We start from the raw sequence: 19,369 nt of genomic DNA on the forward strand, positions 1-19,369 counted from the left end.
TAATTTTTAAACCCTATACAATGTATTACAACGACAAAACTATCGTGTATTTTGATGGAAACTTCCTCAAGGCCGGAGAGGCCGGAATGGATCTTTATGGACAATCACTTCATTATGGCTATTCCGTTTTTGAAGGTATAAAATCCTACAATACGGATCACGGAACCAGAATTTTTAAAGCAGAAGAACATTATGAAAGGCTGAAAAAATCAGCAGAGCTGATGTACATCCCGTTTGATTATTCAGTCAGTGAGCTTACAGATCTCACCTATGAGCTTTTGGAACGTAACGGGTTCAGCGATGCTTATATCCGCCCACTGGTAACCTGTTCGCCGAATATGTCCCTTTCAAAAGGAAAAAAATCCTACCTCTCTCTGCTTGCCTGGGAATGGAGCAACGGCTATCTCGCAGACAAAATGAAAATCATGACCTCAGGTTTTCAACGTCCAAATCCTAAGGCCTTTAAAGTGGAAGCCAAAGTAGGCGGCCACTACGTCAATTCTATTCTTGCCTGCCAGGATGCCAAAGACAAAGGCTACGATGAAGCCCTGTTACTTGATGAAAACGGAAATGTTGCTGAAAGCTCAGGAGCCAATATATTCTACGAAAAAGACGGAACATTATTTACGCCCGCAAAAGGGAGCATACTGCCGGGCATCACAAGGCAGACTGTGTTTGAAATATGCAGTGAATTGAATATTCCCGTTAAAGAAACCTTCTTTAAGCCTGAAGAAATGAGAGGAGCTGATGCCGCTTTCTTTTGTGGTACAGCAGCTGAAATTGTAGCGCTGGATTCTTTGGATGATGTTCCTTTTACCAAAAACTGGGAGGATACAGCAAGTGGAAAAGTACAGCAGGCCTATCAGAAACTGGTAAGAGTTCTGTCATTGTAAATTTAAGGAATTTAAATTATTGATAATCAGATAAATGTATCTATTTTTCAGACAGTTGAATATTGTAGTTTTCCTAAAAGTGAAAATAAAAAAGAGATTACAAGCTGTAGTTTTGGACCAAAATTAAGTAAAAGCTTCAGTGATGAATTCCAAAAAAATGAAATTATTGATACACACAGAGAGGATAAGAACAGCAAATGCAGGATAATATGTTAAATAAATATTCAAAAACATTCACACAAAACAGCGAACAGCCCGCCGCAAAAGCAATGCTTTACGGAATAGGCTTTACAGAAGAAGATATGCACAAGGCCCAGATCGGTATTGCCAGTATGGGATATGATGGGAATACCTGCAATATGCACCTCAATGATCTTGCTAAAGTGGTAAAAAAAGGAACCTGGAACCATGGTCTTGCGGGATTAATATTCAATACCATAGGCGTAAGCGACGGGATGAGTAATGGCACAGACGGAATGCGGTATTCACTGGTCAGCCGCGACGTGATCGCAGACAGCATCGAAGCCATCTGTGGAGCACAGTATTATGACGGAATTATCGCATTACCTGGTTGTGACAAGAATATGCCGGGAACCATTATCGCCATGGGAAGGCTGAACAGACCATCCATCATGGTCTATGGAGGAACAATAGCTCCTGGGTGCTATAAGAACGAACCTCTTAATATCGTTTCGGCTTTTGAAGCTTTAGGAAAAAAAATTGCCGGAGAAATTTCAGAAGAAGATTTCAACGGAGTGATTAAAAATTCCTGTCCGGGAGCAGGCGCATGCGGAGGAATGTACACAGCCAATACCATGTCATCAGCCATAGAAGCTTTAGGAATGAGCCTTCCGTACTCATCTTCCAATCCCGCACTAAGTGAAGAAAAACAGAATGAGTGTCTTGAAGCAGGAAAATATATTAAAATATTACTGGAAAAAGATATCAAACCATCTGATATCATGACCCGTAAGGCCTTTGAAAATGCGCTTCGTCTGATCATCATTCTTGGAGGCAGCACTAATGCGGTTCTGCATTTTATAGCAATGGCAAAAAGCGTAGGCGTTTCTGTAACTCAGGACGATTTCCAGAAAATGAGTGATATCACACCGGTATTGGCAGATCTTAAGCCAAGCGGGAAATACCTGATGCAGGATCTTCATAACCATGGAGGAACACCCGCTGTCATGAAGTATTTATTGGAAGAAGGTTTACTGCATGGTGACTGTTTAACGGTTACCGGAAAAACCATCGCTGAAAATCTTGAGAATGTTCCAAGCCTTGATTTTACAAAGCAGAAGATCATCAGACCCTTATCCAATCCAATCAAAGAAACAGGACACTTGAGAATACTGTACGGGAACCTTGCTGAAAAAGGAAGTGTAGCTAAGATCACCGGAAAAGAAGGAGAAAAATTTTCAGGAAAGGCAAGAGTATTCGATGGCGAAAAAGATTTGATCAAAGGAATTGAAAACGGAAGAGTTCAGCACGGAGATGTCATTGTCATCCGTCATGAAGGCCCTAAGGGTGCACCGGGAATGCCGGAAATGCTGAAACCTACCAGCGCTCTTATTGGAGCGGGCTTGGGTGGAAGTGTTGCTCTGATTACCGACGGAAGATTCAGCGGTGGTACTCATGGATTTGTGGTGGGACATATTACTCCTGAAGCCTATGAAGGCGGTCTGATCGCTTTTGTGAAAGATAACGATCTTATTGAAATCGATGCCGTCAACAATACCATACAGCTCCAGGTTTCCGAAGAAGAAATTGAGCAACGAAAGAAAGGATGGCAAAAACCTGAACTTAAAGTAAAAAAAGGATTGCTGTACAAATATGCACTCACCGTATCATCAGCTGCAGAAGGCTGTGTAACAGATGAAATCACTCAATAAAAAGACAATGAAGAATCTAAATGTATCCACAGAAACAGAAATCAGCGGCAGCCGGATCATCCTTGAAGCATTTCTTCAGGAAGGGATAAAAACAATATTCGGATATCCGGGCGGGGCTATTATCCCAATCTATGACGCACTTTACGACTATAAAGATCAGCTTGAGCATATTCTGGTCCGCCATGAGCAGGGAGCAGTCCATGCAGCACAGGGGCTTGCCAGAGTATCCGGAGAAGTGGGAGTGGTATTAGCGACAAGTGGTCCGGGAGCAACCAATTTGGTGACAGGATTAGCTGATGCCCTGTTGGATAATACACCTATTGTATGCATTACGGGACAGGTTTTTGATCATCTTCTGGGAACCGATGCGTTTCAGGAAATTGATGTTATGAATGTCACCAGTCCCGTTACCAAGTGGAATTATCAGGTAACCGATGCCGATGAACTTCCGGAAGTATTGGCCAAAGCGTTCTACATTGCAAGATCAGGAAGACCCGGCCCGGTATTAATTGATGTTACGAAAAATGCCCAGCTGCAAAAGGTGTTCAACAGAGGTTACACACCTTGTGATTCTTTGAGAAGTTACAGACCCGATCCGGTTCCCCATATGGATGCTATTGAAAAAGCTTCTTTTCTCATTAATAATGCAGAAAAACCATTCATCATTGCCGGACAGGGGATTATGCTGGGAAAAGCAGAGAGTGAGTTTTTACAGTTTGCTGAGAAATCAGGAATTCCGGTAGCATGGACGGTCTTAGGAATGAGTGCGATCCCAACGGACCATCCACAGTCTGTAGGAATGGTAGGAATGCATGGAAACTATGGTCCCAATATCCTTACCAATGAATGTGATGTATTGATTGCTGTAGGAATGCGCTTTGATGACCGTGTGACCGGAAGACTGGATCAATATGCGAAACAGGCGAAAATCATCCATCTGGATATTGACAAAGCAGAAATCAATAAAAATGTAAAAGTTGAGGTTCCCGTTCTCGGAAACTGCAAAGAAACCTTACCACTTTTAACACAGCTGATAGAACCGGGAGCGTATACGGACTGGCATCAAAAGTTTAAAGACTGCTATGAAATTGAACATCATCAGCTGATCAGCCACGAATTATATCCTTCTGAAGGTGAAATTACGATGGGAGAAGTGATTCGGCACCTGAATGATATGACTCAGGGTGAAGCTGTGATCGTAACCGATGTAGGGCAGCATCAGATGGCTACCTGCAGATATTCATTCTTTAAACATTCCAGAAGCAATATCACCAGCGGAGGACTAGGAACCATGGGATTCTGCCTTCCTGCTGCAATAGGAGCTGCCTATGGAGTCACCAACCGTCATGTTATTGCGGTGATGGGAGATGGTGGTGCACAAATGAATATCCAGGAATTGGGAACACTGATGCAGTATCAGCCTGATATTAAGATCTTGATTCTTAATAACTGCTATCTGGGAATGGTAAGACAGTGGCAGGAGCTTTTTCACGAGGAAAGATATTCCTCGGTAGATATTCAGAGTCCGGATTTTGTACAGGTAGCCAAAGGATATAAGATCCCGGGAAGAAAAGTGACGGAGAGAGAAGAACTGGAAGCAGGACTCAGTGAAATGCTTCATCATAAAGGAGCCTTTCTGCTTGAAGTCATGACCGGGAAAGAACATAATGTTTTTCCAATGATTCCTCAGGGAAAAAGCGTATCAGAGATCGTATTGACCAACAATAAGACATAACAATTTAAATAGGAAAAAGATGAATTCAGAAAACAAGGAATACACCATAACAGCCTACACAGAAGATTATCTGGGGCTGATCGGCAGGATCAATGCTATTTTTTCAAGGAGAAGAATCTCTATTGTGAATTTTAATGCAGGGCCTTCCGATATTGAAAAAGTAAAAAAGTTTGTCATCGTTATCAGGGAAACTGAAGAATCTGTACAGAAGATTACCCGGCAGATGGAAAAACAGGTAGATGTTCTTGAGGTTCATTACCATAAAAATCCATACCTGACCGCAGCTGCACACGCAAGCTGAATAAAGCAACAATCAAATATCATTAACAACATATAAAAATTTAAAAAATGGCAAAATTGAATTTTGGCGGAGTAGAAGAAAATGTAGTAACAAGAGAGGAATTTCCATTAGATAAAGCTCAGGAAGTATTAAAAGATGAGATCGTAGCGGTGATCGGCTATGGCGTACAGGGGCCGGGACAGGCACTGAACCAGAAAGACAACGGGATCAATGTGATTGTGGGCCAGAGAAAAAACTCAAAATCATGGGATAAGGCTGTAGCAGATGGATTTGTACCCGGAGAAACCTTATTCGAAATAGAAGAAGCTCTGCAAAAAGGAACGATTATTTGCTATCTCTTGAGTGATGCGGCCCAGATCGAATACTGGCCGAAAGTAAAACAGCATCTTACTCCCGGAAAAGCACTGTATTTTTCTCACGGTTTCGGAATTACCTTTAATGAAAGAACAGGAATTATTCCGCCGGCTGAGGTTGATGTGTTTCTGGTTGCCCCTAAAGGATCCGGAACCTCACTGAGAAGGATGTTTCTTCAGGATCGCGGACTGAACAGCAGTTTTGCCGTATATCAGGATGCTACAGGAAAAGCAAGAGAAAGAGTGACTGCATTGGGAATAGCTATCGGAAGCGGGTATTTATTTGAAACAGATTTTAAAAAGGAGGTGTTCAGTGACCTTGCAGGAGAAAGAGGAACATTAATGGGTGCCGTACAGGGAATATTTGCCGCCCAATACGATGTGTTGAGGAAAAATGGTCATAGCCCTTCCGAAGCATTTAACGAAACAGTTGAAGAACTTACACAATCATTAATGCCACTGGTTGCAGAAAACGGTATGGATTGGATGTATGCGAACTGCAGCACCACAGCACAAAGAGGAGCATTGGACTGGTGGAAACGTTTCAGAGATGCTACTTCCCCATTATTTGAAGAATTATATGAAAGTGTTGCCAAAGGAGATGAAGCCCAGCGTTCCATCGACAGCAACAGCAAACACGATTACAGGGAAAAACTGGAAGTAGAACTGACTGAGCTTAGAGAAAGCGAAATGTGGAGAGCAGGGAAGACGGTCCGAAGTCTCAGACCAGAGAACAATTAATCACGAAAATAATGGAAGAAACATATTCTTCTGTTTTGGACAATGTCTATAAAGCAGCAAAAAGACTCAAAAATGTAGTGGTAAGAACACCTCTGGCTATTAATAATAACCTTTCCGGCATTTATGACGCGAAGGTAAGCTTTAAAAGAGAAGATCTGCAGCAGGTGAGATCCTACAAAATCAGGGGAGCTTACAATAAAATGGCGGTGATGTCTCCTGAAGATCTTGCAAAAGGGGTGGTTTGTGCCAGTGCGGGAAACCATGCTCAGGGGGTCGCTTTTGCATGCAGTACGATGAAGGTGAAAGGAACTATTTTCATGCCTTTGCCCACGCCGGGACAAAAGCTGGAACAGGTGAAAATGTTTGGAGGAGATGATATAGATATTGTGCTTTACGGGGATACTTTCGATGAAGCTAAGGATGCCGCATTGAAGTTCTGTAAAGAGAACCAAGGGATATTTATTCACCCGTTTGATGATCAGGATATTATTAATGGCCAGGCTACGGCAGCGCTGGAGATTCTTGAGCAGTCGGATGAGCTCATTGATTATCTTTTTCTTCCAGTTGGAGGCGGTGGTTTGGCTGCAGGCGTTTGTTCTGTATTCAGAGAATTGTCTCCACATACGAAGATTATAGGAGTGGAGCCTTCTGCAGCGGCAAGCATGAAAAAGGCACTGGAAAAAGGTCAACCGGTGCTTCTTGAAAAAATAAGCCGTTTTGTAGATGGAGCGGCTGTACAGAAAGTAGGTGATCTTAATTTCGAGCTCTGTAAAAATGTGCTGCACGATATGGCTTTAGTGGATGAAGGAATGGTGTGCGAAACTATTCTTTCCCTCTACAATAAAGATGCTGTGGTCGTGGAACCTGCCGGGGCTCTTTCTGTGGCTGCACTGGGAAAATATAAGGATCAGATCAGAGGAAAAAATGTGGTCTGTATCATCAGTGGCAGCAATAATGATATTACCCGGATGGAAGAGATCAAAGAAAAAGCTCTTCTCCACGCAGGGTTAAAGCATTATTTTCTCGTTAGATTTGCACAGCGTCCGGGAGCTTTGAAAACTTTTGTGATGAATGTTTTGGGGCCGAATGATGACATTACTTTTTTTGAATACACGCAAAAGAACTCAAAGGAGAAAGGAATTGCTGTTTTAGGAATTGGATTAAAAGATAGTGAAGATTTTACTCCGCTGCTCGATAACATGAAGAAGTATGACTTTTTTGTCAATTATCTGAATAATGATCCGTCTTTGATGAATCTGCTTATTTAAAATGGTGTATGTATGGTGTTGGTTTATCACAAAGACGCTAATTTTTTTCATAGAATGCGTTGTTAAGGCGCAAGGATTTTATCTGTGATAAAATTTAATATTGTTGATTTGTTATAATGTTTGCTGAATATTGCTTTTTTAGCCACTATAATCCGGCTTCGGAAAATGGAGCGTTAAGAAAATAAATGCTGTGAACGTTAAGAAAATTCTACTGTCCGAAGCGCGGGACTGTGACTGAAAACAAAGCAGAAATAATACATCCGCGCAAGTTTTAGAATTTTTAGAGAACAGGATTTATTTTTAGCGGAAGTTTCCAGGTCTTGAATTTTTGATTCTTTTGTTTCAAGACAAAAGAATAATGTAGAATATCTGGCAGAATGTAAGCAATGGTAAAGCAATCTGAAAAATAAAGAATAAAGAGATTGCTTCGTCGCTGCTCTCCTCGCAATGACATAAAAAATGAGTTTCGGCGGCCCGGAGGGCCGCCGAAACTTTTATTTATCTCTCAAGCGTAAAGTTAGAAATTACTTTTGGACGTTCAGCCTCATTGGCTACTTTCCAGGATGTCCGGTACATCCATTCCGTCATTTTATACAACTTTTTGTAATTGATATTTTCAGATTCATCCTGAGGGGTATGGTACTGGTCATGCAGTACGCTGGTGAAAAATACGGCTGGAATTCCAATTTTTGCATATGGTAAGTGATCGCTTCTAAAGTAGAAATATTCAGCGTGATTTGGAGAATCCCAGTCTTTCAGGTATTTGAATTTTGTACTTTCATTATTGGCATCTTCTGCCATTTTTACCAGTTCCTCAGAGTTTTTATGCGGGGCATTTCCTCCCAGAAGAGCGGCTTCATTATTATCATTTCTGCCGATCATATCACCGTTCAGAACGGCTACGATTTTTTCTTTCGGAACGACCGGATGAGCAGCATGCCATCTGGAACCCAGCAATCCTCTTTCTTCCGCTCCATGGAAAACAAACAGAATACTTCTTTTTCCGGGCTGTTTCTTGTAAGCTCTGGCCATGGCTAGCATGGCAACGCATGTACTGGCATTATCGTCGGCACCGTTGTAGATGGTGTCATTTTTCACAGGATGTCTGATTCCGTCATGATCCTGGTGACCGCTCAGCAAAACGTATTCTTCTTTAAGGGCAGGATCTGTGCCTTCAATTTTTCCGATGATGTTTACAGAAGGATATTTGTAGGTTTCTGTGATGAGGTTCAGCGCAATTTTAGGATTGTTTTTTACCCAGTCTGCATTTTCTCTCTTGATCCATACAACAGGAATATTATCCGTTATTTTCTCTCTCAGACCTTCCACGCCGTAGGTTCCTCTTGTCATTTGAGGAAGAACTTCAACCCAGCTTTTTTCAGAAATATCATCGGTGATGAAAATCACGGCTTTTGCGCTCAGTTCAAGAGCTTTATTGTAATATTTTGTTCTTACAAAACCGGGATATCTTCTTACAAAAAGAGTCATTTCCTTGTTGATGTTTTTATCGGAGGCATTCACTGCAAGAACTTTTCCTTTGATGTTTAATTTGGAAAGCTCTTCAGGCTCTGTATTTCCTGCGTACACAATTTCAGTCTCAATCGCTGCATTGACGGGTTCTGCAACAAGAAAATCTTTCCAGAGCTTAAGGCTGCTGTTTCCAATTTTCAAACTACTTTGAGGGGTCACCTGATGCCTATACATATCAAAAAACTGGAAAAATGTACCATTGTCACCGGCGGGTTTCATTCCGGCTTCTTTGGCTTTGTCAGCAAGCCACATCGAAACTTTTAATTCATCTAAAGTTCCTGCTTCACGTCCCCAGAACTGATCTGCAGCCAGCTCATACATGTCTTTCCTTAAATCGGCTTCTTTGATGGCAGAAACTAAAGGCTTTTTATAATTCTGAGCAGTCCCAAAGCTGAAAAGGAAAATACTCAATAGAGAGAATATGTAGCTTTTATTCATTTAAAATTTTTAATTGAAGTTAGCCAATTTATCTGAGAACTGTTTTGAAAATTCTTTTCTGTCTTCCTCAAGTTTTTCCTGTTCTGCAGGGAGGATATAATTAAAAAGGACTTTATCTTCATTGTTAAGAAATATAATTTCCTTTTCATTACCATCGATCATCTGCGAAAAAATCTCCCACATTGAAGTGTCTTTTAGTTTTAATAATTCAAAAAACTGTTCCGCTTTTATTTCTATTCGCTGCATCTTTGTTTTTATGTATTTATAAATATTATTTAAAATTCTAATAGTTTCAGTTTGAACTGGATGGCAAAATTCTGCTTGAAATTGGGAGTGGTGTAATATCCAACTCTGTAGAATAGTCCTAAATTAAAATAACTTGATAAGAAATTATTCCATTCCAGACCCACTTCCTGATACAGATGATCCAGTTTTCTGAATTTGAACTCATGATATTCCGGATGCTTCATATCTCCGATTGTTCCTCTCAGTACAAAATCAAAGCTCGAAATATTCTGTCCGAAACTTTTAAAATACAAAGGAAGTTTGTGGGTGAAATAATAGGCAACGAATTTATCATTGTAATACTTTCCACCCTCCAGTGTTGCAAAACCCAGGTAAGACGTAAAGTTGAAATTAAAATCCTTTCTTGGAGAGGCCAGCCCATTCATTGTAAAATGTTTCCAGATAGGCGCTTCACCCAATACCATTCCGCCATACAACCTGAATCCTGTAGTTCCGAACATCGTTTTAAAATTGTGCACAAACAGGGCATCAAAACGCGTGTAATTGAAATCTCCTCCCAGAACTTTGTAACTCTGCTCATAGTTGAAATACAGCTCGGGGTATTTCTGATCGATGATAGATTTTCCCTGAGGAGTCATGATATTCGTAGAATTCGGTGAATATTTTAAGGTAAACAAGGTATTGAAATTATCAAACTCACCGCCTTTCCCCCGGAATTCATAATCAAATTTAGCTTCTTCAACATTTCTTTTGGCTGCGAAAACCAGTGTCAGTCCGTTTGTAACATCGTTCAGATAGGATAGGGAAGCGCCTCTGTAATGGTAGTATTTATCATTGTTGATGTTGTTTCCGTAATTCATTGTTCTCATCTTGAAATTCCACAGTCGTCTGTAGAATTCTCCCGATGCCGTCACATCATTATAATATTCAGCTCTGAAAAATGAATTTTTATCCAAAGAGGTCTTCATATCAAGACCGATCCCATATTTCCATTTATCGTCTTTGAAGCCGTACGCGAAATAATAATCCGGTGAAAAATAAGGATTAAAAGTTTCGTTAATCTTTGCCTTCAAACCTAATCTGAAGCCTTCATACAGGTTGTAGTTTACAATTTCATCTACTGCGAAATCTACAATTCCCATTCGGATCTGCCCATTGATAAGCCCGGTCAGGATTTTTGCTTTACTATCGATATTGTATTTTTTACCCAGACTGTCTATCGTAGTATATGTATTTCTTTCCCTTTCCGTCAGTGGATCGGTTCTGTATTGATCCAAAAGGTGTCCGTCTGCATTTTTTACTGAAAATGTATAGCCTTTAAAATCATTCTGGTTTTCCTCAATTGGCGACTTGAAGTCAAAATAAGTAGAAGTGAGAAAAGCATACGTCCCAAAACTGGTTCTATCCTTTTTCCCATGGTGCTCTTCGGTCTTTCCTTTGCCTTCCTCTTCCATGGCCACCCTGCTCATTCTCAGTTTTACTTTTTCCTGAGCCAAGAACCATTTGTTATTATAAAAAATCCAGGTACTCGTAATAATACCGTCGTTCTTGTTTTTGCTAAAATTTTCGATCTTCTCGATGCCGTAGGTTTCGGTATCTATATAGATCGCACCGTTGTATTTTCTCCTTTTATCTGGTTTTTTATAGTTCACCTCACGAAAACGGATCACGAAAGTTTTTCTTCCGTTCACTTCAATGGTATCCGAAAGAAAAAACCGGTAAAGCCCTCTGTTTTCCTGCTTGATCTGGTTGGGGATTTTATCTCTGTTGCTTTGCTGAATGGCGATCATTTCATAGATCGGCTGCTTCAGACCGGAAATCCGGTTGTCCAGGACATTAATCTTTTCACCATATTGTTTGGAATATAAAAATTCCTGCGCTCTTTCCCACAGAAAGAGTTTGCTTTTTGAAAAGATCTGTTTGGCGGAGATATTATTTAATGAATCTTTTTCCCTCTTTTTCTTGAAAAACTGAGTGTCATTAAAAAACTGATTAAACTGCGAAATACTGTCCTGATCGATATCCAGGGATATTTTCTCGTAAGATTTAAAAGAGTAGGAGCCTAAACTTTTTGGCGAATTCTCCCTGAACAGCCTGTTCACCTTTTTAAGGATTTCCAAAGCCCGGGGATCGCTTCGGTCTTCAATGATTACAGTTTCAATATCCGTTGTTTTTGATATTTTTTTCATCATCAAAACTTCCATGTCTGCTTCAACAGATGCTGTCTCATTTTGATATTTTTCTGCCTGGATTTCAAGGGTACTGCAGGAGGACTTAAATTCCAGGATGCCCTGGATATCTGTAAAGCCTAAAACCTTTCCATCACAGGATATTTTGGCGTTGGATATTGGTTTCTGGTCGGTTTCATCAATGACCTTAATCCTTGATTGGGTAAAACCAAAGAAGCTGATCATCAAAAACAATAAAACTAAAAACCTTTTCATGCAAGAATTAGGTCAAAAGTAGTAATATTTCTTGTGTTGAGAAAGTTTTTATGATTTGTTAATACATTGATTTCATCTAAGGTTCAGATAGAAAAAATACAGAAAAAAAACTCCTGATATTTTCAGGAGTTTTGATGTTTTATGATAAAAGGATTATTCCTAAATATTCAAAGCTTTTTGGTAAGCATTTTCCAGGCCGTCAAGGTTTTTACCTCCCGCTGTTGCAAAGCCCGGATTTCCGCCTCCGCCTCCCTGGATCTCTTTTGCCAGGTCTTTTACGATAGCTCCTGCCTGATAATCTGCTGCCAGATCATCAGAAACTCCAACGGTGATCATTGGTTTTCCGTCTGCATCGGAAAGAATAATCGTTACTGAAGATGGGATTTCTCTCTTCAGCTGGAATACAATGTCTTTCACAGAACCTGCATCCAGGGAAGTTTTCTTCACCAACAGCTGCTTGTTGCCTTTCTGCTCGTAAGCATTTTTCCATTCACCGATCTCACCTTTTGCTTTTTCCTTTTTAAGGGCTTCCACTTCAGATTTTAAAGATGTATTTTCTTCAATCAGTTTTTCTATAGATCTTACAACATCTTTAGACTTCAATAGTTGAGAAAGCTCATGAATCTGATTTTCCAGATTTTTGAAATACTCCTCAGATTTATCTCCTGAAATGGCTTCAATTCTTCTGATCCCTGCAGCAGCAGAACCTTCAGAAGTAATTTTGAAATGACCGATTTCGATTGTATTTTTTACGTGAGTTCCCCCGCAAAGCTCCTTAGAGCTTCCAAACTGGATCATTCTCACATTGTCACCGTATTTTTCACCGAATAAAGCCATAGCTCCTTTATCCAAAGCCTCCTGAATAGGAATGCTTCTGAACTCCTGTAAAGCAATGCTTTCTTTGATCTTGTGGTTTACTTTTTCTTCTACCAATGCCAGTTCTTCTTCCGTCATTTTATTGAAATGAGAGAAGTCGAAACGAAGATAATCAGGACCTACGTAAGAACCTTTCTGCTCTACATGAGTTCCTAAAACCTCTCTTAATGCCTCATGTAAAAGGTGAGTTACCGAGTGATTCGCTTGAGAATTTTTTCTGTCGGTTGCATCAACTTTAGCATAGAAAACGGCCCCGGCATCTTTCGGAAGACCATTGATCAGGGAAATGATCAGTCCGTTTTCTTTTTTGGTTTCTAAAACTTCAAAGCTTTCAACGGCATTTTCCAGAATACCTTTGTCTCCCACCTGGCCACCGCCTTCTGGATAGAATGGAGAACTGCTCAGTACTACCTGGTAAAATTCTCCGTCTTTGTTTTCTACTTTTCTGTATCGTGTAATATAGGTTTCAGACTCGATCTGATCATATCCTACAAAGTTTTCAGGTTTTGTTTCTAAAGTTACCCAGTCATATACTTTCTGAGCAGAATCAGCTTTGGAACGGAGTTTTTGCTTTTCCATTTCAACTTTGAATCCCGCTTCATCAATGGTAAGTCCTTTTTCTTCTGCAATAATTCTCGTTAAATCATCCGGGAACCCGTACGTATCATATAATTCAAAAACTTCTTCGCTTGGTAATACTTTTGAATTATCTGCAATAGTCTGCTGAATTAACTTTTCAACTCTGATCAGTCCGTTTTCAATAGTTTTCAAGAATGAATCTTCCTCACTTTTGATCACCTCGGAAACCAGTTTCCCCTGCTTTTCGATCTCAGGGAAGAAAGGGCCCATTTGCTCTTGAAGTACAGCAACAAGTTTGTAAAGGAAAGGTTCTTTCATTCCTAGGAATCGGTAAGAATAAGAGATTGCTCTTCTTAAAATTCTTCGGATTACATACCCTGCACCTCCATTGGAAGGAAGCTGCCCGTCAGCAATTGCAAAAGCAACCGCTCTGATGTGGTCTACCACAACACGGATTGCAATATCTTTTTCGTCTTCTAAAATTCCTGTATATTTTTTACCTGAAAGTTCTTCCACTTTAGCAATAAGCGGAGTGAAAACATCGGTGTCATAATTTGAAGATTTGCCCTGAAGTGCCATACACAGACGCTCGAAGCCCATTCCTGTATCCACATGCTGCTGAGGAAGTTTTTCCAAACTTTTATCTGCCTTTCTGTTGAATTCCATGAATACCAGGTTCCATACTTCCACTACCTGAGGATGGTCGTTATTTACCAGATCAAGTCCTGAAACTTTAGCTTTTTCTTCTTCAGTTCTAAGGTCAACGTGGATTTCTGAACACGGTCCGCACGGTCCGCTTTCTCCCATTTCCCAAAAATTATCTTTTTTGTTTCCATTGATAATTCTGTCTTCCGAAATGTGTGATTTCCAGAAATTGTAAGCATCCTGATCTCTTTCCAAATTCTCAGAAGCATCTCCTTCGAAAATGGTTACGTATAAATTTTCTTTTGGAATTCCGAATACTTCAGTCAGTAATTCCCAGGCAAAAGCAATAGCATCTTTTTTGAAATAATCACCAAAAGACCAGTTTCCCAACATTTCAAACATGGTGTGGTGGTATGTATCTCTTCCCACATCATCTAAGTCATTATGCTTTCCGGAAACTCTAAGGCATTTCTGTGTATCTGCAATTCTTGGTGCTGTAGGCGTTTTGTAGCCTAAGAAGAAATCTTTGAACTGTGTCATTCCTGAGTTGGAAAACATAAGGGTAGGGTCGTCTTTCAGAACGATAGGTGCTGAAGGAACGATAAGGTGGTCTTTACTTTTAAAATAATCTAAAAATTTTTGACGTATCTCTTGTGATGTCATAGTATTGCTTTGCTTTTAAAACTATCAAATTTTTGATAAGATGCAAATTTAATGTTTTTAAGCGATTTGTAAATAATTTTATGCTATGTTTTGAATGGTGTAGGACGGGAAGTGTTTATATTTTGAGATTGCTTTACCTGTAGTTGCAATGACGATCGTAATAAAACTTTGTATATTATCATTTAACTTTTTATATTCGTTTTAATATTAAATAAAGCCTTGATAGATTTTTATGATTTCGAAGTTCAATATATAATGTTCTGCGCAATTGATAAAATGAGTTTTTATGATATTAAAGAATAAAAAATGACGAAAAATGAAGTGCTGAAAAGCTGGGTAGAACAGTATTCCGGGCCTCTTCTGAAAAGAGCAGCTTATCTGCTTTCAGATAAAGTGGAAGCAGAAGATCTGGTACAGGATGTGTTTTTAGCGGCCTATTCGTCTTATGACTCTTTTGAAGAAAAAAGCCAGCCGCTAACCTGGCTGATGGCTATTTTAAACAGAAAAGCTGCCGATTTTTACCGTAAAAAATATAAATCAGAACCGGAGATCAGGCTGGATCATTTTTTTGATGAAACAGGTTCCTGGAAGAATGACAGTGTTTTGAATGACTGGAATGTTTCGGATAAAGAGCCGGAGCTTTTGGATAATAATGATTTCAATAAAACGCTGGAAGATTGCATTGAGGATTTGCCCGCCAGATGGAAGATTCCGATGAAAATGTATTATCTTCAGGAAAAAAAAGCACCGGAAGTGAGTCAGGAATTGCAGATTTCTGCGACCAATCTATGGAAGATTCTTCAGAGAAGCAGAATGCAGCTGAGGGAGTGCCTTGAGGTCAACTGGTTTGCCAACTTATAACCATATCATAAAATGTTGAGAAAATTTATTCATATTCTGTTCCTGCCATGCAGCAAAGCTACAATGCTGATGGAAAAAAGGAATGCCAAAGCGATCTCCCAAAAGGAAGACTGGCAGCTTTCCATGCACATAAAGATCTGTAAATGGTGTAGAGCTTATGAAGAGAAACTTAAAATTTTGGATGATATTTTAAAACGTAAACTGTCTCAAAAAGAAAATGCTGAAATTAATGATTCTGATATTCAGGGTGTTAAAAATAAAGTTTTAGAAAAATTAAATCTTTAGAAGAAATGCTGTCAGGATTTTGAAATGTTTCCGACTATACTTTTGACAATAATAAAGGATCATTCAAAATCTTAAAGACATGAACGGAACATTACAACTTAACGTAGAATCGCCGACGTACAAAACAGGATATTATATTTCGCTTTTTGGTGCCGCGTTTATTTTACTCTGGATTGGCGTATTTAAATTCACACCCACAGAAGCTGCTGCCATTAAACCTCTGGTTGAAAACCATTTCCTTACTTTTTTCGTATATAAAATAGCAGGCATCCAGATGGTGTCAAATGCTATCGGAGTGATAGAAATTATCATTGCTTTATTACTGATATTTAGTGTGAAATTTGCATCTCTAAGAAAGTATGCCGGAGGCGGGATGATTATGACATTTCTTGTAACACTGAGCTATCTGTTTACCACTCCCGGAATCTGGAAAATAGTGGATGGAGTTCCTGTCACAGATTTTTTTATTCTGAAAGATCTAATGCTTTTAGGATTTGGATTATTGATATTTCAAAAAAAATGAATACAAATAAAAAGATAAAAATGAAAAATATATTAATATTACTCGGAATGATTCTGGGAATAGGAGTATTTGCAATGAGTTGTGGAGATTCAAAAAAAATGAAATCCACTGAAACTAAAAGAGAAAATGAGACCATTATGGATAGTAAAAATGTAAAAGAAGTTTATTTTGCAGGCGGATGTTTCTGGGGAACAGAACACTTTTTTCAACAAATTCGTGGCGTTGTAGGAACTGAAGTTGGCTACGCAAACGGAAATGTTAAAAATCCGACGTATGAGCAGGTGGTAAGTCATACGACAGGTTTTGCTGAAACGGTAAAAGTGAAATATGATCCTGAACAGGTTGATCTTAGGCTGCTGATTGATTTGTATTTTAAAACGATTGATCCGACAAGTTTAAACCAACAGGGAAATGATAGGGGAGATCAGTACAGAACAGGGATTTATTCTACAGATAAAGATACAGAGGCTATTGTAAAAGAAGAAGTTACGAAATTATCTAAGAATTTCAGTAAGCCGGTTGTAGTAGAAACAATTCCGTTGAAAAACTTCTATAAAGCGGAAGATTATCATCAGGATTATCTCGGCAAAAATCCGGGAGGTTACTGTCACATTGAACCGGGCCTTTTTGAAATGGCTAAAAATGCCAACCCGCTTCCCAAAGCAAAATACCAGAAGCAGGATAAAAAAGTTTTGAAAGAAAAGCTGACTGAAGAACAGTATAAAGTAACTCAGGAAAACGCAACGGAAAGACCTTTCCAGAATGAATACTGGGACGAAACCCGTGAAGGTATTTATGTAGATATCACCACAGGAGAACCCCTGTTTATTTCAACCGATAAGTTTGAATCAGGTTGTGGATGGCCAAGTTTTTCAAAACCGATTACCAAAAAACTGATCGATGAGAAAATGGACAAATCTGCCGGAATGGTAAGGGTGGAGGTAAGAAGTAAAACAGGAGACGCTCACCTTGGACACGTTTTCACAGACGGTCCTGCAGATAAAGGAGGTCTTAGATACTGCATCAACAGTGCTTCGCTGAAGTTTATTCCTAAAGCTGACATGGAGAAAAAAGGCTACGGAGATTATATCTCTCTGCTGGATAAAAAGTAATATGAAGATAGACCGCTGAAAGGCGGTCTTTTTTTTGATCAAGATGCAAATTTTTGCGGATAGCGCGGATATTTGGGCACCCTTTTAATAATGAATTTGAAACCTCCTTTCCCTGATCAAAACAAAAAAGTGATCCAAAGGACCACTTCATTTTAAATTATTCAATCTTCCAATTTTTAAATCTCATACACCTACCAATCCCTTTTTCTCAGGATCCAGTAAGACCCAAAAATAAAGATTACAGACCAAATGATACACGCTATCATACTTTCTGTAGGATAATGAGCTTCATATTTTACCCCCATAACTTTGATTATATTTAATCTCATCAGGGGATTCGGGATTAAATTTGACATGCTTTCTAAAGGCAAAAGATTGGTGATGAAGAAATCATTCTCAAGAACTGCTTTTCTTTGTGCCCCTTGCATTCCTGTTAATTTCTGGTAAGCTTCGAGCCCTGCCAAAATCTTTTCAGCAACCCAGTATGCGAAGAAACCCAGGAATACAAACATAGATTTTCTCAGTAATACAGAAAGGAACATCAGGAAAGAGAAGAATGTAAACAGCTTTACAAAATAATTTCCGATATAGTAAACCTCTGCATAAATTTTTGAAGCATCAGTAACCTTGGAATACTGGTGTCCCAAAAACATAGTAATGATAAACACAATCAATGTGGAAACTGTTGTAAAGATGGTAATTGTTAAAAGCTTTGAACTTATAAATTCCTTTCTGCTCAGTCCGTCGATCGTATTTTGCTTAAACATTCTGTTGGTGAATTCCTGGGAGATTGAAAAAACAATAATTAATCCAAGAAAGATCTTTAGCAAAGCGACAATCCATGTGGTGAAATTCCAGATCTCCGGGAAATTATAAATGCCCTGTTCTTTTAAATTAACAGTTCCTCCGAAAACATTCAGATCCACCAGCCCGATGAAAAGAAGAGCGATGAGAATGGCGAAATATAAGATTGTGAAAACCTTGAACGGTTTGTAGTTCAGGTTTTTATAATATTCTAATTTTAATAGTTTAAGCATGGGTATTCGTGTTTTTTACAAGTTCAAGGAATTGAGACTCCAGAGACAGTTTTTTCTTCGTTAAATGAGAAAGATAAATCCCTTTTTCGGCAAGCTTCTGATTTAAAGTTGAGGCAGATATAGAGGCGTCATCTCGAATCTGAGCCTTGATAATATCACCGTCTGCTTTTACAGCACTGAACCACTGAAGCTCCTCCAGGGCATTTAAAAGAAGTGTATTGTTGTCCGCCTTTAACTCAAAATATCCGTTGTTAGCCGTTATTTCATCCACCCGTCCGCAATAGATGGAATTTCCTTCCTTCAAAACAATAACGTGGCTGCAGATCTTTTCAATTTCGTCCAGAAGATGACTGGCAATGATAATAGTGATACCCTGCTTGGCAATTTTGCTGATGATATCTCTGATCTGGATAATTCCTTCAGGATCCAGTCCGTTGGTAGGTTCGTCAAGAATCATCACCTCCGGATTATTCAGCATGGCTGATGCTATGGACAAACGTTGCTTCATCCCCAAAGAATATGTTTTGAAAGCATCTTTTTTCCTTTCCAAAAGACCAACAGTTTTCAGGACTTCATCAATTCTTGTGTGAGGAGTTCCTTTAATTTCAGCGACGATCTTCAGATTCGTTTCAGCATCCAGATACGGATAAAAATTAGGCTGTTCTATAATAGCTCCAATCTTTTTCAAGGTATCCGGATCCGTTCCTTTCTGCCCAAACCAATACCAATCTCCGCTGGTTGGATTGATCGTAGATAACAGCATTCCGAATGTCGTGGATTTTCCGCTCCCGTTTGGTCCTAATAAACCATAGACATTTCCTCTTTCTACATCAAAAGAGATATTGTTGACAACAGTTCTCTTGAATTTCTTGGTTAAATTCTTTACTGATAAAATTTTTTCCATGTAATTTGTTTTACATAGTAGTAGTCTATGTAATTAAGGGATT

The 19,369-nt window shown here is 39.3% G+C and carries 16 protein-coding genes; 10 read left to right on the forward strand and 6 right to left on the reverse strand.

All coding sequences use genetic code 11. From position 1 onward, the window contains the following. Positions 1 to 20 precede the first annotated feature (20 nt). The 6 genes from ilvE (at position 21) to ilvA (ending at position 7,183) form a co-directional block, all read left to right on the forward strand. A complete protein-coding gene (ilvE, locus tag DRF61_RS09085) occupies positions 21 to 893 on the forward strand; it encodes a branched-chain-amino-acid transaminase (RefSeq protein WP_111956168.1) in 873 nt (290 codons plus the stop codon). Positions 894 to 1,102: 209 nt separating this feature from the next. Further along, positions 1,103 to 2,785, forward strand: coding sequence for a dihydroxy-acid dehydratase (ilvD, locus tag DRF61_RS09090; protein WP_174772293.1), 1,683 nt, complete (start codon positions 1,103 to 1,105; stop codon positions 2,783 to 2,785). A gap of 7 nt (positions 2,786 to 2,792) precedes the next feature. Beyond that, on the forward strand, positions 2,793 to 4,520 hold the full coding sequence (gene ilvB, locus DRF61_RS09095; protein ID WP_111956261.1) for a biosynthetic-type acetolactate synthase large subunit: 1,728 nt from the start codon (positions 2,793 to 2,795) through the stop codon (positions 4,518 to 4,520). Positions 4,521 to 4,539: 19 nt separating this feature from the next. Next, positions 4,540 to 4,821, forward strand: coding sequence for an ACT domain-containing protein (locus tag DRF61_RS09100; RefSeq protein ID WP_111956172.1), 282 nt, complete (start codon positions 4,540 to 4,542; stop codon positions 4,819 to 4,821). A gap of 47 nt (positions 4,822 to 4,868) precedes the next feature. Beyond that, positions 4,869 to 5,915, forward strand: a complete 1,047-nt coding sequence (gene ilvC, locus DRF61_RS09105; protein ID WP_072922848.1) for a ketol-acid reductoisomerase — start codon at positions 4,869 to 4,871, stop codon at positions 5,913 to 5,915. Between the two features lie 11 nt (positions 5,916 to 5,926). Continuing rightward, the gene (gene ilvA, locus DRF61_RS09110) at positions 5,927 to 7,183 is read left to right on the forward strand and encodes a threonine ammonia-lyase IlvA (protein WP_111956174.1); all 1,257 of its coding nucleotides are present in this window, start codon (positions 5,927 to 5,929) and stop codon (positions 7,181 to 7,183) included. A gap of 498 nt (positions 7,184 to 7,681) precedes the next feature. On the opposite strand, the gene DRF61_RS09115 is transcribed toward ilvA, so the two are convergent. The 4 genes from DRF61_RS09115 to alaS all read right to left on the reverse strand — a co-directional run bounded on the left by DRF61_RS09115 (position 7,682) and on the right by alaS (position 14,604). Then, positions 7,682 to 9,151 carry a M20/M25/M40 family metallo-hydrolase gene (locus tag DRF61_RS09115; RefSeq protein WP_111956176.1) on the reverse strand — a complete coding sequence of 490 codons (1,470 nt, stop codon included), beginning with the start codon at positions 9,149 to 9,151 and terminating at the stop codon, positions 7,682 to 7,684. Between the two features lie 9 nt (positions 9,152 to 9,160). After that, positions 9,161 to 9,397, reverse strand: coding sequence for a hypothetical protein (locus DRF61_RS09120; RefSeq protein WP_111956178.1), 237 nt, complete (start codon positions 9,395 to 9,397; stop codon positions 9,161 to 9,163). 29 nt (positions 9,398 to 9,426) lie between these two features. Continuing rightward, positions 9,427 to 11,841 carry a hypothetical protein gene (locus DRF61_RS09125; RefSeq protein WP_111956180.1) on the reverse strand — a complete coding sequence of 805 codons (2,415 nt, stop codon included), beginning with the start codon at positions 11,839 to 11,841 and terminating at the stop codon, positions 9,427 to 9,429. Between the two features lie 159 nt (positions 11,842 to 12,000). Then, positions 12,001 to 14,604, reverse strand: a complete 2,604-nt coding sequence (alaS, locus tag DRF61_RS09130; protein WP_111956182.1) for an alanine--tRNA ligase — start codon at positions 14,602 to 14,604, stop codon at positions 12,001 to 12,003. 306 nt (positions 14,605 to 14,910) lie between these two features. Between alaS and DRF61_RS09135 the strand changes: the two genes are divergently transcribed. The 4 genes from DRF61_RS09135 to msrB all read left to right on the forward strand — a co-directional run bounded on the left by DRF61_RS09135 (position 14,911) and on the right by msrB (position 17,385). Continuing rightward, on the forward strand, positions 14,911 to 15,465 hold the full coding sequence (locus DRF61_RS09135; RefSeq protein WP_111956184.1) for a sigma-70 family RNA polymerase sigma factor: 555 nt from the start codon (positions 14,911 to 14,913) through the stop codon (positions 15,463 to 15,465). Between the two features lie 12 nt (positions 15,466 to 15,477). Further along, positions 15,478 to 15,750 carry a hypothetical protein gene (locus DRF61_RS09140; protein WP_111956186.1) on the forward strand — a complete coding sequence of 91 codons (273 nt, stop codon included), beginning with the start codon at positions 15,478 to 15,480 and terminating at the stop codon, positions 15,748 to 15,750. Positions 15,751 to 15,829: 79 nt separating this feature from the next. Continuing rightward, complete coding sequence (locus tag DRF61_RS09145) at positions 15,830 to 16,273, forward strand: DUF417 family protein (protein WP_111956188.1); 444 nt, start codon at positions 15,830 to 15,832, stop codon at positions 16,271 to 16,273. Between the two features lie 20 nt (positions 16,274 to 16,293). Beyond that, positions 16,294 to 17,385, forward strand: coding sequence for a peptide-methionine (R)-S-oxide reductase MsrB (gene msrB, locus DRF61_RS09150; RefSeq protein ID WP_111956263.1), 1,092 nt, complete (start codon positions 16,294 to 16,296; stop codon positions 17,383 to 17,385). 191 nt (positions 17,386 to 17,576) lie between these two features. Here the strand turns inward: msrB and DRF61_RS09155 are convergent, their stop codons facing one another. Together DRF61_RS09155 and DRF61_RS09160 are read right to left on the reverse strand one after the other, a co-directional pair. Further along, complete coding sequence (locus DRF61_RS09155) at positions 17,577 to 18,422, reverse strand: ABC transporter permease (RefSeq protein ID WP_111956190.1); 846 nt, start codon at positions 18,420 to 18,422, stop codon at positions 17,577 to 17,579. Then, positions 18,415 to 19,326: an ABC transporter ATP-binding protein gene (locus tag DRF61_RS09160; protein ID WP_111956192.1), complete on the reverse strand. Its 912-nt coding sequence runs from the start codon at positions 19,324 to 19,326 to the stop codon at positions 18,415 to 18,417. The genes DRF61_RS09155 and DRF61_RS09160 overlap by 8 nt, the downstream gene beginning before the upstream one ends. Positions 19,327 to 19,369 lie beyond the last annotated feature (43 nt).

This window comes from Chryseobacterium lathyri (assembly GCF_003290185.1).
Lineage (GTDB): Bacteria > Bacteroidota > Bacteroidia > Flavobacteriales > Weeksellaceae > Chryseobacterium > Chryseobacterium lathyri.